Origin of the sequence: Mesobacillus maritimus, assembly GCF_019749255.1 — a bacterium.
Classification (GTDB): Bacteria; Bacillota; Bacilli; order Bacillales; family Cytobacillaceae; genus Mesobacillus_B; species Mesobacillus_B maritimus_A.
Genome location: NZ_JACWFH010000008.1, coordinates 174343 through 197950, shown reverse-complemented (window position 1 = coordinate 197950; position 23608 = coordinate 174343). Strand labels below are relative to the sequence as shown.

The window sequence follows — 23608 nt, the reverse complement described above, 5'->3', positions numbered from 1 at the left end:
AATAAGAAACGGAACAGGCTCCTGTGCTTTTACTCTATCGTTTTATGACTAGATACTAATACTATACGATAATACCATGTGAAAATTCAATATGTACGATTATCCTATCTACTTAACGACAATTCAGACTATTACTTCTATTTTATACCTCACTTGAAGAAATGTGAAACTATCATTATGATTTTTATACAATCTTTAAGGAAACGTCTATTTCATATGCAATTACACAGAAAAAAGGCCGGGGTTTTGGACTACCCGGCCTTTCTAATCCTTTTATTTTTCAGGTTGGAAGGTTACTGCAACCGCCTGTAATGAACCTAATTCATTTCTAACCATTTGAATAATTTCGTTTGCCTCGGCTGCGGAATGTTCTTTCGCTTTAACGGTAACACGGACTTTATCGCCATCTGCTCTTACTAGTGCATCATCATAACCCATTGTTTTGATCAATGTTTCAAGGGTTCCTTCTTTCTGAGAAACATTATCTAATTCCTTCATTTTTTCATAAGCATCATTTCTTTGTTCTACAGGAAGATCTGTAGAGGCAACAATTTCTTGATATTCTTCTTTCATTTCACTTCGGGCATCTTCAAGATCTAAACGAAGCGCCTCAAACTGCTCGTCACTAGCAACACCAGAGATAATTGTTTCTCCATCTTCTGATTTAACTTCTTCCATAGCCTCTTCATTAACCGCATTTTCTTCCTGTTCCTCAACGGTTGCTAGATTTCCCTGATTAGGTTCCGGAGAGGTAATATAATAGACTGATAATACAACCACCAAACTTAGCATTGTTAATAACCAAACTGTTTGTTTCTTTAATAACATTCGTTAATCCCCCTTAGATTTTTTAGGTAGCACTGAAACCCGGTGACTAGGGACATCAAGTGTTCTAGTAACCGCTTCAGTAATCCATTTTTGGACCTGTACATTTTCTGCTCCTTTTGCGACAACAAGGACTCCCCTAATAGTAGGTTTCTTCGTTTCTAGAACTATTGGAGTTTCATTTTCCCCCTCACGAATGATGACGAGTTGTTCGTCCTTTGAGAGGTCCTCAACCCCTCGTTTCCCACCCTCTCGATCTGTTTCCTCGGTTGTTTGCGATTGGGTAACGGTATTTTTCTCTAACACTTTTTTTTCGGTTGCATCAACGTTCACGATTACCGAGACCTCATCTACTCCAGCAATTGTCTCCAAAGCCTCTTTTAGCTCTCGTTCATATTCATCTTCATAATCGGCAATCATGTTGTTTTCAGCTGTTTTCTTTTGTCCGAAAGCCGGCTCATCTTCTTGACTAGCATTATTATTAAAGGCTGGAATACCATCTGTTTGGGTCGTATCTCTTGAAAATAAATTGCCGACCAGCATGATGGCAACCCCAAATGCAACGACAATTAGTAAATAGGGGTATTTGGCTGCCTTTTTATCTTGTGAGTCCTCTTTTTTGGTCAGCTGATCTTTTATCCAGTTTATTGGCCCTTTATTATTGCCCATCGTTACGTTATGTCCCCCCTTCTATGACAATTTCGATTGACGCATTTGGAACATTCCACTTTTCTGCAAGAAAAGCACTAATTTCTTCCGTGTTTTGTGAGTTTTGTTCTGATGGAAGGGGCTCGGCAGTATCAATTTTAATTTCCTTAACTACAGCGACTGCTTCTTCCTGATCTCCTTCCTTTGCAATTTGAACAGTAATAGATTGCAAGCTTTCCGGAGACAAGTTCTCGTCCATTTCTTCTGCTTCTACTTGGATCTCTGCAATTTCCATCCCGTACTGTTCCATCAACTCCTCCTCTGCGTCCATCTTTAATTGGACAGCTGTTTGTTCTAAAATATATGCATGTTGGGAGGCTTGTATTTCTTTTTTCTGCAATTCTATTAAATTTTCCATTTTTTCTTCATCAACTTTGCTATTGTAATTGGAAATAGAGGCAATTGCCGATTCAAAATCACTCGAGAAAATTTTCATGATGGGTGATAATATGATTGAAATCAGCAGTAAGCTGATGACCACTTTAACGTATTTTTGCAAGCTTGAATTGGGTAAGAGCATATCGATGATAGTTGCTAGCAAGATAAAAATGATAATATTCGTGATCCACTCTGTTAAAAAATCCAAACCTCGCTCCTCCTATCGAACCATCATCGTTAAATTTCCAGCAGCGACAATTACGGTAATGCACAGGAAAAACATGAATGAAACGATGGCAAGTGCTGCAAAAACATATATGATGCTTTTAGAAATGACATCAAGACAGGCTATTACTGGGCCACCTCCTAGCGGTTGGAGAATAGCCGCTGCAAATTTATATGTGAAAGCAATCAGCAAAATTTTCACAGCTGGAAAAGCCGCTATTAAAAGGACGATGGCTACTCCTGCAATCCCAACCGTGTTCTTTAACAATAAAGAAGCACTGATGACTGTATCTGTTGCATCTGTGAAAAATCTGCCAATCACTGGAATAAAGTTACTAGTCATGAATTTTGCTGTTCGTAATGTCACTCCATCAGTTACGGCTGTCGCTGCTCCTTGAACCGAAATCACACCTAGAAAGACCGTTAAGAACAGTCCTAGAAGGCCAATGCTCCAGTTCCGAAGTAAACCAGCAAGCTGCGTGACCTTATAGTGATCGGTTAAAATACTAACAATGCTTAGTAGAGCAGATAGCATAAGTAGAGGCAGGACGATATATTGAATGAACATCCCACTTGTATTCATTAAAAACAAGATAACTGGATGAAAGAAAGCTGCAGACACAAATCCACCGGATGAAACAATTAACGCTAACAAAAGGGGGATTAACCCTAGGATAAAATGGATCATTTTCGCGATTGTTTCATTTGTATAGTCAAGGACAATGTGAAAACTGTTTAAAGCAATGATGATTAATACCATAAATACGATCGAGTATGCTACCTTACTGATGGTGCTTTTTTCAAAGGAGTTCTGAAGAGTTTGAAGAAAGATACTAAAAATTGTTAACAAAACAAGTGAACCTAGTAACTTTCCATTCGCAAGAAACTCATGGAACATAAATTGTAGAATTCCTTTTAACCAGTCCTTCAAACTAAATTCCTTCTCACCACTAATAAAATCATATAAGCTTCCCTTTTGGCTTTCTGGTAAGAATCCTCCATATTCAGTAAGGATATCCTCCCAAAACCTTTGAAGCTCGTCTATATTCAAGGCATCAAGTTGCTCTTTAGCTATTCCTTCTGTTTGGACGAGACCTTCTGGCTTGTCCTCATCTGTATTAGCTTGTACACCTGTGCAGGATAAGAAAAAAAGGACAAGTACAATACTAAAAGTTAGCTGCATCTTTTGCTTGATAATTTCCCCAAACATGATTAGCTCCTCCTCCCTGCTTATCCAGGGATTAACTGAATAATCGTCTCAATCATCACAGTTAAAATTGGAATGGCTGTAGCAAGAATAAGTATTTTTCCCCCTAGCTCAATTTTCGAAGCAATCGACCCTTGCCCAGCATCCTTGGTAATTTGTGCGGCAAATTCTGCAATATAAGCGATGCCAATAATTTTCAAAATCGTTTCCACATAAATGAGGTTCACTTTTGCGTTCGTAGCTAGTTGCTCAATCATATTAATAATTAAATAAATCTGATCGACTAGAAAAAGGAAGATGGCACAGCCTGTAAAGACAATCAGTAAAAAGGCAAAATTAGGCTTTTGTTCCTTTAGAATAAGGGCAAGAAAGGTAGCGACTAAAGCAACCCCAATAATCTGTATGATTTCAATCTCTAAGCCCTCCCTTATCCTTGAAATAGAAACACAGATTTAATTTTCTCGAAGAGGTCATCTACAATCGATGCAACCATAAAAAGGATATATATAAAGCCGAATAACGTTACCCATTGGGCATATTCTTTTTTTCCCATTTGATCAAGAATCGTATGGAGAAACGCCACAACAATGCCTACACCGGCGATTTTGAAAATAATATCAACATCCAAACCCATCTCGTCTGCCCCCTAATCGTTACATCAATAAAATAATTAATAGCAATCCAGATAAAAAGCCTAGGCTTTTAACCATTTTTTCATATTTCAACTGCCTCTCGTAGGCATCTCCTTCCTCTCTTTCTAAATGTGTAATGGCTAGGTTGATTTGTTTTTGTTGGGAATACTTATCATGACGTCCTAGCGTCTCCCCAAACTGTCGTAGAATCTCATATTCCCCCTGTTTAAGGGCCGTCTTTTTCCAAATTTCATTTAAGCTTTCCTCCCAAGCGTTCCTCACCGTTGTCTCTGATTCCATAAGTTTTTCAGCAAAGGATTCGAAGAGCAAAGCGATAGGTTTAGATAACTGAGAGGCAAGTTTTCGTGAGGCCTCATGAAGCGGTGTATGTCCGTACATAATTTCAGCCTCTAACGACTGTAGTGCAGCTTTTAAATGACGCAATTGCTTTGGACGCTCACTTAATTGCTTGGCTGCCTCCATGCCCGTCCAAGATGTTGCAACAATAATAAGGGCAGCTCCGATTAATTTGATCATTTAAGTCACGCTCACTTTTCGGGCGATTTCATGACCCTTTTCATTTTTAATACAGGAAATTGTACCTGGACCTAATGACCTTGAAAGCTCAACAAATCTTGTGAATATCCCCATATCAATGATTGGCTGTAACGAAGGGCGTTTCCGAATCTCTGCTAGGCTATTACCGTGGGTAGTCATCATTAATTTTATCCCCGCATTAACGGCTTCCATGATGGCTGCCGCATCTTCTTCTCTCCCTATCTCATCCACTACCAAAACATCAGGACTCATGGAGCGGATTAACATCATCATTCCTTCCGCTTTTGGACAGGCATCAAGAACATCAACTCTAGGTCCAAATGTAAGTTGTGGAATTCCGTGTACACACCCCGCAATTTCTGATCGCTCATCGACAATCCCGACTTTCATGGGAGGGACGTTCTCTTTTTCTATCCCTGTAGAGATTACCCTGGCGACATCACGAAGTAAGGTTGTTTTTCCCGTTTGTGGCGGACCAATGATGATTGTATGCTGCCAATCTTTCGTATATATGAAGGGAAGTAACTGCTCTGCGATGCCGATTTTCTCCCTAGCAATCCGGATATTAAAGGATGAGATATCCCGAATCGCTTTTACCTTCCCATTCTCAAGGATGACCTTTCCTGCGAGCCCCACTCGGTGACCACCAGCAATCGTGATATAACCCCTTTTTAGTTCTTCTTCAAGGGTATACATCGAAAAGTTCCCTAGTTTATTTAAGAGTTGAACTCCGTCCTCATGAGTAACAAAGTATGGTAAGAAACTTGGAAAACCTTCTGCAACTACTTCAAGAGGTCTGCCAATCCTAACCCTAATTTCCTCAACTTTATCTCCTTGAACTTGAGAAATTGCTTCCAGAGCTTCCACAATCCGTTTTGGTAAAAAAGACAGAATCTCCTGCATATCTACTCCTCCTGAATAATCCCTCTCACTACTTAAAATGTATGCTAGCTTGGACACATTATGACTTACATGTGAGAAAGAGGAGACAATAAAAAAAATCCTTCCTATTAGGAAGGACTACACAATACCTTTTGGAAACAAAAAAGGAGGAATATGGATGGTAAACGAACACAAACACTTTCAAGAGGAGCAAAGAGACTTGAAAAATAGGTATATCGGCGATGACCATAACAACCGAACGAAGGGATTAAATCCCAAATATAATAGTGGAAGAAATACAGAAAAATCTCCAGGAGCTACAGGTAGAGAACTCTAAATAAACACGAGGGCAATTGAAGAAAGAAAAGAACCTGCTCACATAAAAGTGTGAGCAGGTTCTTTTGCTTATGCACGCGATACATATGAACTGTCTGTTGTGTTAATGATTAAACGATCTCCCTGATTGACAAAGAATGGTACGTTAACCGTTAAGCCCGTTTCGAGAGTAGCAGGTTTTGTACCACCTGAAGCAGTATCACCTTTAATACCTGGTTCTGTATCAGTTACCTCGAGTTCAACTGTATTCGGAAGCTCAACCCCTAAAGTTTCCCCTTGGTACATCATGATTTGCACTTCCATATTTTCTTTTAGAAATTTCAATTCATACTCAATAGCCGATGCAGGTAACTCAATTTGCTCGTAAGATTCATTGTCCATGAAAATATGTTGGTCACCACTTGCATAAAGATACTGCATTCTGCGGTTATCAATTTGTGCCTTAGCAACCTTTTCACCCGCACGAAATGTCTTTTCTTGAACCGCACCAGTACGTAGATTACGTAGTTTAGAACGCACAAATGCCGCACCTTTTCCTGGCTTAACATGTTGGAAATCCATAACACGCCAAATACTGTTGTCTACTTCAATTGTTAAGCCTGTACGAAAATCATTAACTGAAATCATAAAATAAATCCTCCTAGCCTTTATTAAAGAATGATTAGCTCTTTAGGTGAATGGGTTAGCCTTTCATTATGGTTCTCCGTGATGATGATATCGTCTTCTATTCTCACACCACCAAGGCCAGGTATGTATATTCCAGGTTCAACTGTTACAGCCATTCCCTTTTCAAGCACAATGTCTGATTTCACAGATAAACCAGGGCCTTCATGCACCTCTAGTCCAATTCCATGGCCTGTAGAATGACCAAAATATTCACCATACCCTTTTTCGGTAATATAGTCTCTTGTTAATGCATCAGCTTCTTTGCCAGTTAGACCTGGTTTAATCCCATTAACTCCACGTAGTTGAGCTTCCAGAACAATCTCATAAATTTCCTTAAGCTTATCTGTTGGCTTCCCTACAGCAACTGTTCTCGTAATATCCGAAACGTACCCTTTATAATAAGCCCCATAATCAAGGGTTACAAAATCGCCTGTTTCAATTACTTTATCACTAGCTACTCCATGAGGGAGGGCTGAACGAAAACCAGAAGCAACGATGATATCAAAAGAAGAAGAACTAGCTCCCAAAGATCTCATAAAGAACTCTAATTCATTCGACACTTGCAATTCTGTTTTACCAGGACGAATGAAGTCGAGAATATGCTTAAACGCAGCATCAGCGATGTCTGCAGCTTCCTTTAATATCTTAATCTCTGTCCCATCCTTTATCAAGCGTAACTTTTCAATTTCGCCAGAAACAGGAATAAGTTCCGCTGCTATCTCCTTTTCAAATACCTTGTATGCAGAAAAAGTAACATGGTCTTCCTCAAACCCTATTCTTTTCAAACCCATTTTTTTAGCCTGCTCAGCTACTTCAGAAGCAATGCTACCACTCTGTTTTACCACTTCGTACCCTGCACATTGTTTTTCTGCCTGCTCTGTATAGCGGAAGTCTGTGATAAATAGTCCTTTCTCAGTTGTAATTAATACAGCACCTGCTGTTCCTGTAAAACCAGTCATATATCTTCGATTGTAGTTACTAGTAATTAGTAGCCCATCTAGCCCTAATTCTTTTATACGATTTTGGATTTTTTGTAATTTTCCCATTATAAATCCCCTCTCCTCACACTTCAAAAAAGAATGTTCAATAAGAACATTCTACCATAACTATTTTCTTTGCAACTACCTCAAGATTTATGCGGGGCTTTCCTTTTGTTTTTCATCAGTGGCACTTCGCTCAGCTTCTTCAAATGAAATTGAGTAACCAATAAATACCCCATATAAAACATAAATACATGCTGTGGTAATCAATGTATCCCTTGATAACTTCCAAAATGAGTCAATCCCAGGGAAAATTGGATTCAATACATAAAAAACAAGCAAAAATAATCCTGCACCGTAAATCAAACCAACCCAGAGATTATTAAATTTTCTTAATAGTGCATAATAAATTAAGGATGCCACAATAGATACAACACCAATGATTAAAATAGAAAAAACAGTGCCAATCCATCCTTTCTTCCAATCTCCAAGTGCCCATGGTTCAAGAATTAAATTCGGACGCACATCTGTAAAGTTAAACACATAAGCGAGTAAAGCGATCGAACTCCATAAAATCCCCCCAAATAAACCCGTTAAGACAACCATAGAAATAAAGGACATGGGCTTTTCATGTTTATTTTGTTCAAGTCGCTTTTGATTTTCTGCCATAGCTAGCACCTCCGTTTGTTATTATGCCCATGACACCTTAAACCTTACATTCTTTTCCTAGATAATTTGCTATGTCATTATGCAAATAGACCTAGAGGTTTACGCTTTTATTTGGTAAAATATAGATAGGAATAAAACAGTTACCAATTTAATTTCACAAAAAAATTTCTTTACCTGAATCTAATAGCAGGAATATATCGGGAGACTGAAGAAATTGTATAAAAATAATTATTCGACCAAGTTTAAAAGTGAATAAAAATGCTCATGATGCTTTTAGGGAGGTGGCTTTTTTGAAAAATCAAACTTCATTTTATATAGTCTTGGGTTTAATCGTACTAGCAGCAATCGGAATCATTTCAAAGCTCGTTTCAGACCCAGGTGGTTTTATTAAAATGATTGCAGGGATGGCAATAGTTGTCGGAGTAATCTTTTTCTTAGTAAAGCGATTTTCACAAGCTAGCCCTTCAAAGAACCATGAGCAAAGGGCCTTTAAAAAAGCAGCGAAACGGTCAAAGAAACGCTATCAAACGAAGGAACAATCAACTCCTACTAAACGTACGTCAATTGGATCACTATCGGCAGCAAGAAAAAAGAGAAAAGATACCTCGCACCTTACCGTAATCGAAGGAAGAAAAGGAAAGAAAAAAAATCGGGCCTCGTTTTGAGTCCGATTTTTTTAATACCCCCAGCTCTTAAGAAAGCGATTTGCATAATCCCTCCCCACCTGTATTAACGCTTGTTTCTTTTCTTCCGTTAATTCAAACTCGGTCGTCATAATTCCGTCAGTTGGAATAAAAATAATGTTTCTCTCATGTTTACGTGATATATATCTTGCATCATGGGCATCTTTCATTGTTTCAAATAGCGCCTCAAACATATGAATCGCATTATTAATTTTATGACGAGGGTGTTCGCTCAAATGATGACTAAGTTTTAATCCGAGCACAGGCCTAACTTTTTTGACATTCTCCTTATCAAACAGCCACATCGGAAAGTTACTAAGGACACCACCATCTACGATGACAGTTGCGCCTTGATAATCTTTAATCTTGACTGGTTCAAAGAAGAAAGGGAGGCTACAACTCATTCTAATTGCTTTTGCAATGGGAAATGTTTGTGGGTTAATCCCATACTTCGGTAAATCATCCGGTAAAACCATCATCGTCCCATTAGTTAAGTCAGAGGCAATCACTCGCAAACTTTCAGGAGGAAGGTCCCCAAATCTTCTTAACCCTTTAGCTGAAAGCTTTTCCTCAATCCAGCGCTCTAACTCTTTGCCTTTATACAGCCCCAGTCTCCAATAGATAAACAACCATTTTGCTAATCCCGATGGAAGGAAGGTATTTCGGGAGTCCAAAAAACTTTTTAAATCTAATTCATCAACCAGCTCAGCCATCTCATTACTTGTATAACCTGCTGCAATAAGGGCAGCCACGATGGACCCCGCACTCGTACCTGCAACCCTTTTAAAGCGTAAGCCCTTTTCCTCTACTGCTTGACAAGCCCCAATGAGAGAGAACGCCTTTATTCCTCCCCCTGAAAAAACGCCGTCTATATACATACAAGTCCACTCCAATCAGTAACTTGCTTGTTACATTTTTAAGCGACTTGTGTGTAAAATAGTACGGCGTACAAGCAAAAAAATCCCATCAAGTGAAATACTGTATTTCTGCTTTAGGGAAAAAGTGATGGATCGACTCTCGTATAGAGGTCTCAAGTTCCTTGGCCTCATCCGTCTGATACACATATTTGCCAATTCCATAACGACCCCATTTATATTTACGTTTTTCTTCATCCATCTCCAATTTTGTTTTGGGATATCGTTTCATAATGACCTTTTTCGCTGGTTTTGTGAAACGATGTTGAATCAGTTCGAACGTTATATCATCGTGATTAATTCCTTCAAGAGACTGATGGAGACGTTCAAACAATTCATGATATCCTTCCTCCCAGCCTTCGTGACGATAAATCGGAGCAACAATAAATCCTAGTGGGTATCCAGCCCCGGCTACCTTTCGCGCTGCCTCAATTCGTTCATCAAAGGAGGAAGTTCCAGGCTCAAAATTCTTAATTACATATCTGGAATTAATGCTAAAGCGAAAGCGAGTCTTTCCATTATGTTTAGCATCAAGTAAATGGTCAACATGATGAAATTTTGTTACGAATCTAAGTTGCCCATATTCTGATTCTCCAAAATACTCAATTGCTTTCTTTAAAGAATGTGTAAGATGATCTATTCCGACGATATCAGAGGTACATGCGGCCTCAAACCTTGTAAACTCGGGCTTCCTCTCCTCCATATACTTTTCAGCTTGTTCGAAAATTTCATCCAGATTTACATATGTTCGGATATATGGCTTACTCCCAAGGGTTGTTTGTAGATAACAATAATGACAATGTCCCATACAACCAGTCGCAAGCGGAATGGCATATTCAGCCGATGGTTTGGAGGTATCAAACTTTAGCGTCTTTCTTATCCCCACAACGAGAGTTGATTTTGCATTCCGATATTTTTGGAGTTCATTGTCCCCAGGAATCCCTCTTACTTGATTGTGGGATGTAGTTTCTCTAATTTCTACCCCCATCTTTTCAAATTTCTCTTTTAACTCTCGCCCGAGAGGATATTCTAGCGCACGAGGCTCTATATAAACCAGCTGTGGTAAAAATGGCTCCATTTTTTATATCCCTCATTTCTCCGTTCTTCTGTACCGTTAGTATGAGCTAGAAATGAGAAAAGAGGATGGAAAATTTTTTCCATCCTCTTGTAGCTTTTAAAAAAAGTTTGATCAAAAATACCTCACAAAGCCACATCTTTCGCAACTAAAAAAGAACCCGTTTTGAAAAAAGATTGATCAAAACGGGTTCTTTTTCTGTAAAATATTTCACAAATTTTACAAAAAAGTTTGATCATTTTCTGCGATTAGCTCTTCCACAAACGCCCCCGTTTATTGAAGGATTACTTCAAAAATTTTGATTAGAAAACATCTCTAATCAATATCATTTACTCGATATAATTTGCTTTTTTCTAAAATCGAATAAGTTTTGATTGTCATATTTTTTTGCTTTACGATTATTCAGCATCAACACCTAAGTAAGAATTTAACAGCATCATTTTACCGCAGTTCTTATTTAACTAAACTCTCTCTCTTTAGGGCATTCAGTTCAACAATTCTTGCTCTTTTGGTATTCTGAGATTTTCCACCTACATTTCATAAATAATTGGTTGTCTTTCAATTCCGCAGAAAGATTTCCATTCATTTTTTCCATTAAACTTTTTGCAATGGATAATCCGAGTCCTGTTCCTTTTCCCTTTCTTGATTGATCTGCCTTATAAAAGCGATCAAACAAGTGAAAAAGATCTTCTTCCTTTAATTGCGAAGCTGGATTGCTAACCGTAAGCTCAATAAAGGAATGGGTACTTTTCAGAGTAATTGTTACATTACCAGTGGAATGCTTTAAAGCGTTTGTAACCAAGTTTTCAATTACCCTCTTTACTGCAGAAGAATCAGCCTTAACCCTTATATCGTCCTTTGGAATATTAATAGTCGGCTGAATATTTTTTTGATTGAATTCTTCATAAAACCCTACCAAAACCTCCAGAACTAAATCATTTAATTGAATGAATTCTAGCTTTAATGGATAATCTGTTGACTCGATAACAGACAGTTCAAAAAAGTCTTCTAGTAACACTTTTAGCCTTAATGCACCATTTTTTACAATCAAAATATACTCTTTTCTTATTTCAGAAGGAATATGATCATCTTCCAGAAATTGAATATACCCCAAAATAGAAGTCATCGGTGTACGAATATCATGTGAAATATTTGAAATGGCTTGCTTTAACTCATTCTCTGTACGTCTTTTTTGTGCGTTGGCCTTCTTCGTTTCATCTATTTGAACATTAATTTCCTTCGCCATCTTTTCTAAATCCTTATCAAAAAAAGAAAGCCTTATTTTCTTATCTATTTCATCGTGGTGTCTCTCCTGTAATTGTTCAGTAACACTTCTTATTTCTTTTTTCAGGAAAATAAGGCGGATGAGAATAAATAATGCAATAAAAATTAAAATCATTGTCACATAGATCATTTCTCTCACCCACCATCCGTTATTTTATTTCCTTTTTATGGAATAAAATACTCCCCAAAATTCCGAAAGCTACAAAAGTTACAACTGGAGTTAGAATCAATTTAATCATTTCAGCACCATGGACTGTGTCTAGATTTACTATATCTAAAAATAACTTAAATACAGAATAGTTAAAAATGGTTTCAAATACCGGGGATACACCACTCAATAAATATAAAATACTATCAAAAATAATGAAAAAGATAAGCATAAAGCCGATTGCCTTCCCACTATCAGTAAAGATTGTGGCAAACAAAGCCATCATTGACGCAAATGCTATTGTATAAAGAATGGTTAATCCAATTGTTCCTGCAAAGTATCCGATTCCCGGCATTCCATTAAATTGAAGGGAAACTGAGACAGCTCCCGTAAAAATAATGGGAAAAATCAATGAAATTAAAATAGCACCAATGGAGTAGACAATCAATTTTGCAAAATAAAGGCGGACCCTACTATTTCCAGAAGCAGCAATACTTTTCATCGTTCCAATTGAATATTCGCTAGATATAAAGAAGCCGGCTAATATACAAGGAACAAGTCTTATGACATAGTTATTTCCCTCGAGGATGGTATTTCGATAAAAATCCATTACCTTAATTGCACCTGCTCCCTCATCAAATACAATTAATAAAGGATAGGAAAGACTAACAGCCGTTAGAATGATGATTAATGTCCAAAGTGATCGATCTTTCTTCAATTTAAACCATTCTGCCTTAAATAGATTATCCACGATGAATACCCCCAATACGATTCATAAAATAAGATTCCAAATCCTGTCCAATTGGCATGAGTTGCTCAATGACCAGTCCCTCATTTACAAGAATGGAGGAAACCTTCCCAGGGGTATCAACATAGTCGAATAGTTTAATACAACCATCTGGCATGACTTCAAAGTTATTTGTTGAAAGCATTGTTTCAATAATAGTGGCAGCCTTTTCAGGATTATTTACTTTGATATGCAAAAATTGCTGACATTTTGCATTTAGCTCATCTACCGTTAATTGTTCCAATAAATTACCTTTATGAATAATCCCATAATGGGTGGCAAGTAAATGTAATTCACTCAATATATGGCTGGAAATTAAAATGGTCATACCATATTCCTGATTTAATTTTTTCAATAACTCACGTATTTCAACGACCCCCATCGGATCTAGGCCGTTGATAGGCTCATCAAGAATTAAAAATTCAGGATCTCCAAGTAAAGCTATGCCTATTCCAAGCCTCTGTTTCATACCTAATGAAAAGTTCTTTGCCTTCTTTTTCCCTGTATCCTGAAGACCTACTATTGCAAGCGTTCTTTCTACACATTCGTTCCCCGGAATTCCTTTTAAAAGCCGGTGTGCTTCTAAATTTTCAGCAGCAGTCATATGTGGATATAATGCCGGTCCTTCTATGATTGTGCCAATCCGCTTCCTAGCCTTAATGAGTTCCTGACCGTTGCTTTGCCCGAATAATTCAATGGACCCAGTAGTTGGACTAGCAAGACCTGTAACAATTCGAATAAATGTAGACTTTCCAGCACCATTTTGTCCAATGAAACCATAAATGGAACCTTTTTTAATGGATAGGTTCACTTTATTTAGAGCAACTTGATTTTTAAATTGTTTTGTTAAGTTACTTGTTTTCAGTACATAATCGCTCATGAATTTCCCTCCTCAACATGATGCTTTTAGCATAGAAAGGAAACCTTAACAGACTCTTAAGGAGAATCTTAAGAAAACCTTAAGTTTTAAGTCGATACCCCATTCCCCAAATGGTCTCGATATATTGCTCATCTGGGTTAATGGCTGCCAACTTGTTTCGTATGTTGCTTATATGTACATTAATCGTATTGTCATCCCTATAGAACGCCTCTTTCCAAACACTTTCAAACAAATTTTTCTTTGTGAAAACCTTCTTTGGTGATGACATTAAAAGAACCAATATCTCGTATTCACGTGCTGTAAAATTTAGTTCCTGCCTTTGTACACATACAGTTCTCGCTTCTGAATCAACTTCAATATCCTTATGTATTAGTTTCTTCGTGTTTGGTAACTTATTTATTCGCTGGTATCTTCTTAAATGAGATTCGATTCTGGCAGAAACCTCCTCATTATCGAAGGGCTTTGTAATATAATCGTCTGCTCCTGTTCTTAACATACTTATTTTTGTTTGTTGATCCAATTTTGCAGAAATAATGATAACTGGGATATTACTGTGTTCAGCAATCTTTGTAAGAATTACATCTCCAGACATCCCTGGAAGCATAAGATCGAGCAATACCATATCCCAATCCTTCTTTTCCAAATAGAGCATTGCTTCTGTACCAGAAAATGCAAGCTGAGGAGAGTAGCCACTTTTTCTAATAATGTTACATAGTAATTGATTTATATCATTATCATCTTCTACTACTAAAATCCTTATTTGCTCAACCATAAGCTTCTTCTCCTTCACTTTGCGAATTATTTTTACCAATAATAAATCAGTGTTATTAATTTTAGATATACATCGATTCCTTATTTATTCAATAATTTATCTTAAAAAGAAAATAAGTGCTAATCCTTGTTATTAGATAGCACCTATTAGTCGATTTATGATTTATGAACAACTTTCCCTCTAAAAACATTTGGGATTGTTAACTTTTTATTAATTAGTCCTTTTAAATCGATTGGAATATGCATATAGTTTTCTGCTAAGTTACAATCCATCCACGCAACTTTCTCATTTCTTCAGGGTATGTTATATTTATTTCCCAACCAACCATCTTCCCAATTAAAGTAAAGAAGATAGTCATGTATATAACTAATATTACGTGCCTTCGTTTTTGCAATTTCTTCTTCTGTTACAATACCCCAATCAATATCTCTTCGCTGCCAATACTCTCTTTCTATTTCATGCTTCTCAAGAACCCGCTCATTTAACAATTCTTCTTTCATCTTGATTGTTCGAGCAACCTCAAACACGACTTGTCCTTTATCTAAAGTTTATAAAAAATCAGTTGTCATCACAATTGGTTCATTCGTTTTAGTATCTGTAGGATGTTTAATACCTAACTCATCTGCAATGACCATTGTTTCTTCCAACGGAAACCCCAGTATTCAGATAAATAAAAGTAATTTCGTTCAAACTCGGACAAGAATTCGTGCTGCCTTCTTGTTTTTGATTCCTTTCAATCGGGAGAGCGTTCTAACGAAGGAACCATCTTGAATATTCAACCACGTTTTATTCTGAGCCAATGCCAGGTCCACGACCTACTTTAATCCATTTGTCGATTTTAGACGTTCTTGTTCTTTTAGACATAAAAAAACACCCCTTTAGACAAAAATATCCAAAGAGGTAATTCTTCCCAACTTTTTTATAAACATCGTGATTTTTTAAAATATCGCAACTTTATTTCAAAACTACACATTTGGGTAAGATATATTTTTTATAGGCCACATTTTAACTGAGCATTACAGTTTGTGCATGTATTACAGCCACCAATATCTTTAACTTCCCCTTTGCGACAAACTGGGCATGTATCTCCTACCTCAGAGCCGATTGTTACATTTGTAGAGCGAAGTTCGTTAATGGTATCAACTAAAACAACATGCTGTTTTGACTTTTCTTTTTTCGTTACCTTATCTTCCTCAAAGCTGTTTTCTTCAGCTTTTAACGTTAGAACCTGGGTATCACGGGAACCGTCAACATAGACTGTCCCTCCCTTTGCGCCACCTTTGTACAGGCGCTCATACACTTTTTCAACCTGTTCAACACTGTATCCTTTTGGTGCGTTTACCGTCTTGCTGATGGAGCTGTCGATCCAACGCTGGATAATACATTGTACATCCGCGTGGGCTTCTGGAGCTAATTCCATTGCCGCAACAAACCAGTTTGGCAGATTCTCTGCATCAGCTTCTGGATTTGCATCTAGATATTCTTGGACAATATCTGCTTTTACTTCGATAAATTTACCAAGACGGCCGCTTCGGAAATAAGAGAAGGAGAAGTACGGCTCAAGTCCTGTTGAAACGCCAACCATTGTTCCGGTGCTCACGTTTGTTACTCTCTATTCGCAAATAGAGGGCGGGATTATCAGTACCCGCTCCGTATGTCGCCATATGGGTCAGACTATATCATCAACCGAATGAATACGGCTGCTCGGCATGTAGTCGTTGAGGGGTCAGCCACGACTTCCCTGCGGATTGTCTGGTAAGGTGTTTACCTACACTCTTGCATTTTTACCTGTATTACGAGCTGGCAAGGCTCAGGTAGCAAGAGATACGCCAGAGTTTCCCGCATATAGCCAAGTTTACGCTATATTCTTACGAATATATGGGGCAAGCAATTTACCCGTCGGAGCAACAGTTAGCAAATGTGAATTACGAATTCCATTTTCAAGAATAGATTCACGTACATCTTCAGGCATTTTCTTCATGAACCCTGTGTTAATGAAAGCATTTCTTAAACGATTTGTATCTTCAGCTGTTTCTCCATCCAAAAATGGGAAGCTTCCCTTTTCTTTTGCAAGCTCAACAGAAGCACGATACGCTGTTGTCGCAATGGTTTCGAAAACCTTATCAACTAGTTCATTTCCTTTTTCTGAACCATATTCAGTTTCACAGTAGATGAGAAGATCATGAAGGCCCATAACCCCAAGACCAACTCGACGCTCACCAAGAGCTTGCTTTTTATTCTCAGCAAGGAAGTATGGAGTGGCATCGATGACATTATCCTGCATTCTTACTCCAACTTCTACTGTCCGTTTTAATTTCTCAAAATTAACAGTTTTGTTCTCCTTATCAGCCATTTCCGCAAGGTTAACCGCTGCAAGGTTACATACACTGTATGGTGCTAGTGGCTGCTCCACTCTGTTTTCTCCTGTCTCCAGGAGTGTCGGACTGTCGCTTGCGGATATCCGCCCTTTTCGCTCAGTCTCTCACCGTCCTAAAGGAGTCATCTCCACCTCTACTTAAGAGTGGTTCGGCCCTGTTGCCCTCGTCTTTACGTTAGGGTTCCAAGTCAATCAGAAAAGGTTTTTAACGTGAGGCAAGCAGTTTACCACACGGGTTTGTTGCTACAACTTTCTGTCCATAAGCTTGTGCATTGGTCATGTCATTGGCATTATCGATAAAGAAAATGCCTGGTTCTGCCGAGTATGTCGCACAGATATTGACAAGATTCCAAAGCTCTTTTGCTTTGATTTTCTTATATGTGCGCACTTTATATCCGAGCTTTTCCCACTCGCGAACATCGCCTACTTTATGCCATTCTTCATTGTAGATTTTCATTGTTTTGGCATCATAGGATTCAACATCAGGGAAGCGTAACTCAAATTCAGCATCGTTTTCGACAGCTTCCATGAATTCCTTTGTTAAGGTAATTGAGATATTAGCACCAGTAAGGAACTCTGAATTGTGGACTGTATAATTTCCACCTGTCTCAAGCTTTTCTTCAGCTGCTCTGATAATATCTGCACTGAAACCGCCTAAACCAGGAATATTTTTATAATTAACAATCCCTTGGTACATTGCTTCTTCTTGCAATGTCAAAGGAGTGAATTTTAGCTTTTCTTTTGCATGCTTTTTAATCGTTTCGTCTTGAGTATTTTCAATCAAGAAGCGAAGGATTCTTGGATTTTGCATTTTTGAAATAATGAATTCAATGATGTCTGGATGCCACGTACCTACCGTTCCTTTCGGAATATTTCACTGCGTTTTAAGCAGCCGGACTAGACTATATCATCACCCTCAGCTTGAACTGTTAGGGGTCGGGCGCTTATGAGAGTTTATTGTTGGGACTCACTCTCTAGTCGTTTAACCTTCGCCATCACCTAGGCCCAATGACGCTTGGCTGCAGATTGTCCAATGCATAGCAATTTTTATAGCCATCACGCCCACCGTTTCCAGTCACGTTGTGGCTTGCTAGCCTCTAAGGATTTTCCCGCAATTCACCCGATTTACTAATTGCTCATTGTCTGAACAATGCGGACTAGTGCATCTTTTAATCCGCTAACATTATCATCTGAGCGCCCCTGCGTGATCCGCCCTGCTCAACCAAATGTGTCAACTTCGCAATATCATCCAACCAAGATACCGATCCGGATGATTTTCCGTTCACACCTTTTGCAAGCGTATTACGTGGTCTTAAAGTTGAACCGTTTGTTCCAACCCCCCCACCACGGCTCATGATTTCCATCACTTGCTTGCGGTGCTCAGAAATTCCTTCACGAGAATCTTGTACAAACGGCATAACATAACAGTTAAAGTACGTTACATCTGTATCTGCTCCTGCACCATAAAGTACTCGTCCTGCTGGAATAAAGTTCAGGCTCGATAATTCTTGATAAAACTTCTCAAACCATTCCTTCCGCTTTTCCTCTGTTTTTTCAACTGAAGCTAAGCCCGTTGCGTTTCGTTTAGCAATCTGCTCATAAAACACTTCTAGAGGTTTTTCAATGACATCGAGTGACTTTCTAATGATTCCTGTTTTAGCTTCTTCAGAATCATCAAGCACACCGCGAAACTCTTCATCTACGACTACCGTTGCCATTTTGGACTCCCAATCAATATCTAGGATAAATCCAAGTCCACGAGCAGGAAATTTTGGATCTTCCTTGATGGTAAGAACAACGAAATCCCCTTCTCCTAGTGTTACCTTCTCTGTATCCTTAAACGTATACCGATCCAGCATAACAAGTCGTGATACCCCTTTATGGGTTGTTTTCATATCCGGGGTAATCGGATGTACTTGAGGAAACAACTGGATGTCCTTGTTCAGATTTTCAATATTAATATTCATTTTTTGGCCTAGCTCAACAGACATGATCACATCTCCTTCTAGTAAAATTCAGAAATTCCGTCCAGTTTTACAAGGCTGATAGATTTTTAGCGTTGATTCTGGATGTACTTTCGAATTACTTTATACGTTATCATATAGAAATACCCTAAATCAATATATAGTGTATATTTAATTTTCGACAACACAACATATAGATTTTAATTCTAACGAAATAGAATTTGTCAAACTTAAAATTACGTATAAGAGTGAGAGAAAAAGAGAGAAAAGACGAATCCTCCCATAAAATGATATATTTCAACAAATTTCATCACTTGCAATTTTGATTAAAAGGGAAAATAAAAGATAGGAAAGTATTCTCGCTTTCCTACCTTTTAAAATTCCATTCATCACTCTCATATTTTGATTTTGCAAGGTTGTGGACATATTCTAATTCTTCGTCTGTAAGAGTATAAGGCTCTAATTCAATATTAAGTCCCTCTGCAAACCCTTCCTTAAAAGCAGCTTTCGCTTCTTCCATACTTACAGTGCGACCGCTAATCTCTTTAATTGCCACCGCTTTTGATTTGAATGCTTTTTGCATCCGTTCTTTTACCCGATCATTAGGATAGGTGAATAAACTAAAAAGCTTATCCTCATCTAAATCAAGTAAAATGGCCCCATGCTGAAGAATCACTCCTTTTTGTCGTGTTTGCGCGCTTCCTGCCACTTTCCTGCCCTCTACAACAAGCTCATACCAACTTGGCGCATCAAAACAGACAGCAGAGCGTGGACTTTTCAAGGCATTTCTTTCATCATCCGTGCGAGGCACAGCAAAATAAGCTTCTAAGCCCAACTTCTGAAATCCTCTTAAAACACCTTCTGAGATGACTCGATAAGCTTCAGTCACTGTCTGAGGCATTTCTGGGTGTTCTTCAGAAACAATCACACTATATGTAAGCTCGTGTTCATGCAAGACTCCGCGACCACCTGTTGGCCTACGGACAAAGCCAAGGCCATGCCTTTTAACGGCCTCCATATCAATTTCTCTTTCTATTTTTTGAAAATAACCAATCGATAAACTCGCAGGTTCCCATCCATAAAAGCGGATAATAGGAGGAGTTTTTCCTTCACTATGCCAATCAAGCAATGCTTCATCAAGCGCCATATTAAAAGCAGGTGAACCGTTACCTGAATCGATATATCTCCATACCTCTTTGCTCATTTTTAAACCCCACTTTTAACTTTTTTGAGATCAATGTATATGTAAAATCTGCATTTCGCACTTTTACTAGTCTATCAAAAGTGTTGCACAAAACAAAGTAGAGTGCACTCGTTATACAATCGTGAAGGTTACAAATAAATTCCTTTGCCCAAATACCAAATCACTTATATAATAGAATAGGTCTACTTAGCTCGAAAGGAGAAGGAACATTGGAAGCATTATATTTTATTCTTGCCTTAATCGGTGTAATCATTGCTTACTCAGCTTTTAACTATTTCTATCAACGCCGGTTTTTGAAAACACTAACAGAAGAAGAATTTAAAGCAGGATACCGCAAGGCCCAATTAATTGATGTTCGTGAACCGAACGAATTTAATGCTGGTCATATTTTAGGGGCAAGAAATATCCCTGTTTCGCAGCTAAAAATGCGAATGAAGGAAATTCGACCGGACAAACCTGTTTATCTTTACTGCCAAAGCGGAGCAAGAAGTGCTCGAGCAGCGCAAATGCTACACCGTAAAGGCTACCAGGAGCTTTCTCATCTACAAGGTGGTTTCAAGAAATGGTCTGGGAAAATTAAAGCAAAATAATATCTGTAGCATAAATAAACAGAACCCCCTCGGTCTAAACACCAAGGGGGTTCTAATTATTTTTTATACTTTTTGAAAACGAAGGATAGGCTTTCTTGCTGCGGTAGCCTCATCTACCCTTCCTATTACTGTTGTATGTGGTGCTTCTTGAACAATCTCCGGATTTTCCTCTGCTTCCTTTGCAATTTGAATCATTGCGTCGATAAATTCATCGAGTGTTTCCTTCGATTCTGTTTCGGTCGGTTCAACCATTATGCATTCCTCTACATTTAGTGGGAAGTAAATGGTTGGTGGATGGTAACCAAAATCAAGTAGTCTTTTAGCAATATCAAGTGTCCTTACACCAAGCTTTTTCTGGCGCTTACCACTTAATACAAACTCATGTTTACAATGCTTATCGAATGGTAGGTCGTAATACTCTGCAAGTCTCCTCATCATGTAATTCGCATTTAATACTGCGTTTTCCGTGACTGCCTTTAAACCATCCGGACCCATGCTGCGAATATACGTATACGCGCGGACATTGATACCAAAATTCCCGTAGAAAGGCTTTACGCGACCAATTGATTGTGGGCGGTCATAATCAAAAAGATAACTCTCACCTCGTTTAGTCACAATTGGTTTTGGCAGGAATGGAATTAAATCACTTTTTACACCCACTGGACCTGAGCCAGGACCACCACCGCCATGCGGACCTGTAAAGGTTTTATGCAGATTTAAATGGACCACATCAAACCCCATATCTCCAGGGCGCGCTTTGGATAAAACTGCATTTAAATTAGCTCCATCATAGTACAGCTTTCCACCTGCACCATGAACAATTTCAGCCATTTCAACAATATTTTCTTCAAAAAGACCAAGTGTGTTCGGGTTCGTTAACATCAACGCTGCTGTATCTAGTCCTACAACTCTTCTTAAATCATCTAGGTCAACCAGACCATGTTCGTTAGATTTCACCGTGATAGTATCGAAACCGGCTACAGTTGCTGAAGCAGGATTCGTCCCATGCGCTGAGTCAGGAACAATTACCTTCGTTCGCCTAGTATCACCATTTGCTTCATGGAAGGCACGAATCATCATTAATCCCGTCCATTCACCATGGGCACCAGCTGCTGGTTGTAAGGTGACTTCGTCCATTCCGGTGATTTCAATTAGATGCTGCTGTAAATCGTACATCAATTCTAAAGCACCTTGAACAGAGCTTTCATCCTGAAGTGGGTGGATGTGAGCAAATCCGTTAAATCGTGCAACATTTTCATTGATTTTAGGGTTATATTTCATTGTACATGAGCCTAGTGGATAAAATCCTGAGTCCACTCCATGGTTCCGCTTCGACAAAGCGGTATAATGACGCATAATATCAAGTTCAGATACCTCAGGAAGTTCCGCTTCTTCTTCGCGAAGGTATCCTTCTGGCAATAATTCCGCTAGATCAATTTCTTCTATATCCATTTCGGGTAGACTATAACCAATTCGGCCTGGGCTACTAATTTCAAAAATGAGTGGCATATCTTCCTTATGCATGGCAATCCCCCAATTCTTGCACGAATGTATCAATATCTTCCTTTGTCCTTTGCTCTGTAACTGCAATAAGCATATGATGGTCAAGCTCAGGATAGTCTCTGCCTAAATCGTATCCTCCGATAATTCCTTTTGATAAGAGTTCTTCATTAATCGCTTTTACCGGCCTGTTCATTTTTACAATAAATTCATTAAAAGAAGAACCCTCAAACACAATTTCGAATCCATGTGTTTTAAAAGCTTTCTTCGCATAGTGAGCTTTCTGGATATTGGCAACCGCCATTTCTTTTACCCCATTTTTCCCAAGAGCTGTCATGGCTACCGATGCCGCAAGCGCGTTTAGTGCTTGATTCGAGCAGATATTGGATGTTGCTTTGTCTCGACGGATATGCTGTTCACGTGCTTGTAGTGTTAACACAAAACCGCGTCGACCTTCATCATCCTTTGACTGACCTACAAGGCGACCAGGAGTCTTCCGCATTAATTTTGAAGTTACAGCAAAGTATCCGCAGTGTGGACCGCCGAATGCTGCCGGAATTCCGAATGGTTGGGCATCTCCAACAACAATATCCGCCCCAAATTTTCCAGGAGGAGTTAAAGCACCTAGTGCCAACGGATTACTAGAAACAACAAATAAAGACTTTTGATCATGAGCTATTTTTTGCAACTCCACCATTGGTTCAATTCGTCCAAAGAAGTTTGGATATTGAACAATCACGGCTGCTACAGAGCTATCGGCAAGGTCCGCAAGTGCCTCTAGATCTGTTACCCCATCTTTATAAGGAACTTCAACTACTTCAATATATTGACCTTTTGCATAGGTTTTTACGACTTCCTTCGCTTCAGGGTGAACTGTTGCCGAGATCAAAACCTTTTTTCGCTTTGTCTGACCAGCACTTAGCATGGCTGCTTCAGCAAGAGCTGTTGGGCCGTCATACATTGAAGAATTTGCCACTTCCATTCCAGTTAACTCACAAATCATTGTTTGAAACTCAAAGATAGCCTGCAATTCTCCTTGAGAAATTTCAGGTTGATATGGAGTGTAGGCCGTATAGAATTCTGATCTTGAAATAACATGATCAACAATCACTGGCATATAGTGGTCGTACACCCCTGCACCAAGGAAAGAAGAATATGTTTTTAAATCTGCATTTTTACCGGCCATGCGTGAAAGTTCCTTCATTAAGGCAGGCTCAGACTTTGCTGGTTTAATGTTGTACTCGCCTGAGAACCGTACTTTCTCTGGAATATCACTGAATAATTCATCAATTGATTCTACACCTATGGTTTTAAGCATGGATTGCTTATCATTTTCAGTCAGCGGTAGATATCGATGCTTCATG

Annotated in this window: 23 protein-coding genes and 4 pseudogenes; 3 read left to right on the top strand and 24 right to left on the bottom strand. The window is 38.7% G+C overall.

The window, feature by feature from the left end; all coding sequences use genetic code 11:
- Window positions 1-273: 273 nt before the first annotated feature.
- Genes H0185_RS06370 through spoIIIAA form a run of 8 tightly spaced genes read right to left on the bottom strand, consistent with a single transcriptional unit; the run spans window position 274 to window position 5436 of the window.
- Window positions 274-828, bottom strand: a complete 555-nt coding sequence (locus H0185_RS06370; protein ID WP_221872289.1) for a SpoIIIAH-like family protein — start codon at window positions 826-828, stop codon at window positions 274-276.
- A 3-nt stretch (window positions 829-831) separates the two neighbouring features.
- Window positions 832-1494, bottom strand: a complete 663-nt coding sequence (gene spoIIIAG, locus H0185_RS06365; protein WP_221872287.1) for a stage III sporulation protein AG — start codon at window positions 1492-1494, stop codon at window positions 832-834.
- A gap of 7 nt (window positions 1495-1501) precedes the next feature.
- The gene (gene spoIIIAF, locus H0185_RS06360) at window positions 1502-2119 is read right to left on the bottom strand and encodes a stage III sporulation protein AF (RefSeq protein ID WP_221872285.1); all 618 of its coding nucleotides are present in this window, start codon (window positions 2117-2119) and stop codon (window positions 1502-1504) included.
- Window positions 2120-2131: 12 nt separating this feature from the next.
- The gene (spoIIIAE, locus tag H0185_RS06355) at window positions 2132-3346 is read right to left on the bottom strand and encodes a stage III sporulation protein AE (RefSeq protein ID WP_246629047.1); all 1215 of its coding nucleotides are present in this window, start codon (window positions 3344-3346) and stop codon (window positions 2132-2134) included.
- A 20-nt stretch (window positions 3347-3366) separates the two neighbouring features.
- Window positions 3367-3747, bottom strand: coding sequence for a stage III sporulation protein AD (gene spoIIIAD, locus H0185_RS06350; RefSeq protein WP_343223104.1), 381 nt, complete (start codon window positions 3745-3747; stop codon window positions 3367-3369).
- 23 nt (window positions 3748-3770) lie between these two features.
- Window positions 3771-3977 carry a stage III sporulation protein AC gene (spoIIIAC, locus tag H0185_RS06345; RefSeq protein WP_071460092.1) on the bottom strand — a complete coding sequence of 69 codons (207 nt, stop codon included), beginning with the start codon at window positions 3975-3977 and terminating at the stop codon, window positions 3771-3773.
- Window positions 3978-3996: 19 nt separating this feature from the next.
- The gene (gene spoIIIAB / locus H0185_RS06340) at window positions 3997-4512 is read right to left on the bottom strand and encodes a stage III sporulation protein SpoIIIAB (protein WP_221872283.1); all 516 of its coding nucleotides are present in this window, start codon (window positions 4510-4512) and stop codon (window positions 3997-3999) included.
- On the bottom strand, window positions 4513-5436 hold the full coding sequence (gene spoIIIAA, locus H0185_RS06335) for a stage III sporulation protein AA (protein ID WP_221872281.1): 924 nt from the start codon (window positions 5434-5436) through the stop codon (window positions 4513-4515).
- 157 nt (window positions 5437-5593) lie between these two features.
- Between spoIIIAA and H0185_RS06330 the strand changes: the two genes are divergently transcribed.
- A complete protein-coding gene (locus H0185_RS06330; protein ID WP_221872280.1) occupies window positions 5594-5752 on the top strand; it encodes a hypothetical protein in 159 nt (52 codons plus the stop codon).
- Window positions 5753-5820: 68 nt separating this feature from the next.
- On the opposite strand, the gene efp is transcribed toward H0185_RS06330, so the two are convergent.
- The 3 genes from efp to H0185_RS06315 form a co-directional block, all read right to left on the bottom strand.
- Complete coding sequence (gene efp, locus H0185_RS06325; protein WP_221872278.1) at window positions 5821-6378, bottom strand: elongation factor P; 558 nt, start codon at window positions 6376-6378, stop codon at window positions 5821-5823.
- Between the two features lie 23 nt (window positions 6379-6401).
- On the bottom strand, window positions 6402-7463 hold the full coding sequence (locus H0185_RS06320; protein ID WP_221872276.1) for a M24 family metallopeptidase: 1062 nt from the start codon (window positions 7461-7463) through the stop codon (window positions 6402-6404).
- 87 nt (window positions 7464-7550) lie between these two features.
- A complete protein-coding gene (locus H0185_RS06315) occupies window positions 7551-8066 on the bottom strand; it encodes a YqhR family membrane protein (RefSeq protein ID WP_221872274.1) in 516 nt (171 codons plus the stop codon).
- Between the two features lie 281 nt (window positions 8067-8347).
- Between H0185_RS06315 and H0185_RS06310 the strand changes: the two genes are divergently transcribed.
- Window positions 8348-8731 (top strand): SA1362 family protein, encoded by a 384-nt coding sequence (locus tag H0185_RS06310; protein WP_343223098.1) that lies wholly within the window; start codon window positions 8348-8350, stop codon window positions 8729-8731.
- A gap of 11 nt (window positions 8732-8742) precedes the next feature.
- Here the strand turns inward: H0185_RS06310 and H0185_RS06305 are convergent, their stop codons facing one another.
- The 11 genes and pseudogenes from H0185_RS06305 to H0185_RS06250 form a co-directional block, all read right to left on the bottom strand.
- A complete protein-coding gene (locus H0185_RS06305) occupies window positions 8743-9627 on the bottom strand; it encodes a patatin-like phospholipase family protein (protein WP_221872270.1) in 885 nt (294 codons plus the stop codon).
- A gap of 88 nt (window positions 9628-9715) precedes the next feature.
- A complete protein-coding gene (gene splB / locus H0185_RS06300) occupies window positions 9716-10741 on the bottom strand; it encodes a spore photoproduct lyase (RefSeq protein ID WP_221872268.1) in 1026 nt (341 codons plus the stop codon).
- 487 nt (window positions 10742-11228) lie between these two features.
- Window positions 11229-12152: a sensor histidine kinase gene (locus tag H0185_RS06295; protein WP_221872266.1), complete on the bottom strand. Its 924-nt coding sequence runs from the start codon at window positions 12150-12152 to the stop codon at window positions 11229-11231.
- Between the two features lie 19 nt (window positions 12153-12171).
- Complete coding sequence (locus H0185_RS06290; RefSeq protein ID WP_221872264.1) at window positions 12172-12921, bottom strand: ABC transporter permease; 750 nt, start codon at window positions 12919-12921, stop codon at window positions 12172-12174.
- Entirely contained in the window at window positions 12914-13837 is a 924-nt protein-coding gene (locus tag H0185_RS06285) for an ABC transporter ATP-binding protein (protein ID WP_221872262.1), read from the bottom strand. Before H0185_RS06285 ends, H0185_RS06290 begins: the two co-directional genes overlap by 8 nt.
- A 79-nt stretch (window positions 13838-13916) precedes the next feature.
- Window positions 13917-14609: a response regulator transcription factor gene (locus tag H0185_RS06280; RefSeq protein ID WP_221872260.1), complete on the bottom strand. Its 693-nt coding sequence runs from the start codon at window positions 14607-14609 to the stop codon at window positions 13917-13919.
- A 350-nt stretch (window positions 14610-14959) separates the two neighbouring features.
- Window positions 14960-15473 (bottom strand): annotated as a pseudogene (locus H0185_RS24425) (TnsA endonuclease N-terminal domain-containing protein); the annotation flags it as partial.
- 127 nt (window positions 15474-15600) lie between these two features.
- Window positions 15601-16206, bottom strand: a pseudogene (locus tag H0185_RS06270) (vitamin B12-dependent ribonucleotide reductase); the annotation flags it as partial.
- A gap of 297 nt (window positions 16207-16503) precedes the next feature.
- Window positions 16504-17019, bottom strand: a pseudogene (locus tag H0185_RS06265) (vitamin B12-dependent ribonucleotide reductase); the annotation flags it as partial.
- 193 nt (window positions 17020-17212) lie between these two features.
- A pseudogene (locus H0185_RS24560) lies at window positions 17213-18977 on the bottom strand (ribonucleotide reductase N-terminal alpha domain-containing protein); the annotation flags it as partial.
- 340 nt (window positions 18978-19317) lie between these two features.
- Entirely contained in the window at window positions 19318-20154 is an 837-nt protein-coding gene (locus H0185_RS06250; protein WP_221872256.1) for a lipoate--protein ligase family protein, read from the bottom strand.
- 209 nt (window positions 20155-20363) lie between these two features.
- Between H0185_RS06250 and H0185_RS06245 the strand changes: the two genes are divergently transcribed.
- Window positions 20364-20744, top strand: a complete 381-nt coding sequence (locus H0185_RS06245) for a rhodanese-like domain-containing protein (RefSeq protein WP_221872254.1) — start codon at window positions 20364-20366, stop codon at window positions 20742-20744.
- Between the two features lie 63 nt (window positions 20745-20807).
- Here H0185_RS06245 and gcvPB read toward each other — a convergent pair whose 3' ends face one another.
- Both gcvPB and gcvPA read right to left on the bottom strand, forming a co-directional pair.
- Window positions 20808-22268 carry an aminomethyl-transferring glycine dehydrogenase subunit GcvPB gene (gcvPB, locus tag H0185_RS06240; RefSeq protein WP_221872252.1) on the bottom strand — a complete coding sequence of 487 codons (1461 nt, stop codon included), beginning with the start codon at window positions 22266-22268 and terminating at the stop codon, window positions 20808-20810.
- Window positions 22261-23607 carry an aminomethyl-transferring glycine dehydrogenase subunit GcvPA gene (gene gcvPA, locus H0185_RS06235; RefSeq protein WP_221872250.1) on the bottom strand — a complete coding sequence of 449 codons (1347 nt, stop codon included), beginning with the start codon at window positions 23605-23607 and terminating at the stop codon, window positions 22261-22263. Before gcvPA ends, gcvPB begins: the two co-directional genes overlap by 8 nt.
- Window position 23608 lies beyond the last annotated feature (1 nt).

What these genes read in the sequence shown, in the direction of transcription:
- H0185_RS06280 (WP_221872260.1), bottom strand. Translation starts at nt 14,609, where the DNA reads ATGGTTGAGCAAATAAGGATTTTAGTAGTAGAAGATGATAATGATATA.
- spoIIIAC (WP_071460092.1), bottom strand. Translation starts at nt 3,977, where the DNA reads ATGGGTTTGGATGTTGATATTATTTTCAAAATCGCCGGTGTAGGCATT.
- H0185_RS06305 (WP_221872270.1), bottom strand. Translation starts at nt 9,627, where the DNA reads ATGTATATAGACGGCGTTTTTTCAGGGGGAGGAATAAAGGCGTTCTCT.
- spoIIIAG (WP_221872287.1), bottom strand. Translation starts at nt 1,494, where the DNA reads ATGGGCAATAATAAAGGGCCAATAAACTGGATAAAAGATCAGCTGACC.
- splB (WP_221872268.1), bottom strand. Translation starts at nt 10,741, where the DNA reads ATGGAGCCATTTTTACCACAGCTGGTTTATATAGAGCCTCGTGCGCTA.
- spoIIIAB (WP_221872283.1), bottom strand. Translation starts at nt 4,512, where the DNA reads ATGATCAAATTAATCGGAGCTGCCCTTATTATTGTTGCAACATCTTGG.
- H0185_RS06250 (WP_221872256.1), bottom strand. Translation starts at nt 20,154, where the DNA reads ATGAGCAAAGAGGTATGGAGATATATCGATTCAGGTAACGGTTCACCT.
- gcvPA (WP_221872250.1), bottom strand. Translation starts at nt 23,607, where the DNA reads ATGAAGCATCGATATCTACCGCTGACTGAAAATGATAAGCAATCCATG.
- efp (WP_221872278.1), bottom strand. Translation starts at nt 6,378, where the DNA reads ATGATTTCAGTTAATGATTTTCGTACAGGCTTAACAATTGAAGTAGAC.
- H0185_RS06370 (WP_221872289.1), bottom strand. Translation starts at nt 828, where the DNA reads ATGTTATTAAAGAAACAAACAGTTTGGTTATTAACAATGCTAAGTTTG.
- H0185_RS06295 (WP_221872266.1), bottom strand. Translation starts at nt 12,152, where the DNA reads ATGATCTATGTGACAATGATTTTAATTTTTATTGCATTATTTATTCTC.
- H0185_RS06315 (WP_221872274.1), bottom strand. Translation starts at nt 8,066, where the DNA reads ATGGCAGAAAATCAAAAGCGACTTGAACAAAATAAACATGAAAAGCCC.
- H0185_RS06330 (WP_221872280.1), top strand. Translation starts at nt 5,594, where the DNA reads ATGGTAAACGAACACAAACACTTTCAAGAGGAGCAAAGAGACTTGAAA.
- gcvPB (WP_221872252.1), bottom strand. Translation starts at nt 22,268, where the DNA reads ATGCATAAGGAAGATATGCCACTCATTTTTGAAATTAGTAGCCCAGGC.
- H0185_RS06285 (WP_221872262.1), bottom strand. Translation starts at nt 13,837, where the DNA reads ATGAGCGATTATGTACTGAAAACAAGTAACTTAACAAAACAATTTAAA.
- spoIIIAA (WP_221872281.1), bottom strand. Translation starts at nt 5,436, where the DNA reads ATGCAGGAGATTCTGTCTTTTTTACCAAAACGGATTGTGGAAGCTCTG.
- H0185_RS06320 (WP_221872276.1), bottom strand. Translation starts at nt 7,463, where the DNA reads ATGGGAAAATTACAAAAAATCCAAAATCGTATAAAAGAATTAGGGCTA.
- spoIIIAE (WP_246629047.1), bottom strand. Translation starts at nt 3,346, where the DNA reads ATGTTTGGGGAAATTATCAAGCAAAAGATGCAGCTAACTTTTAGTATT.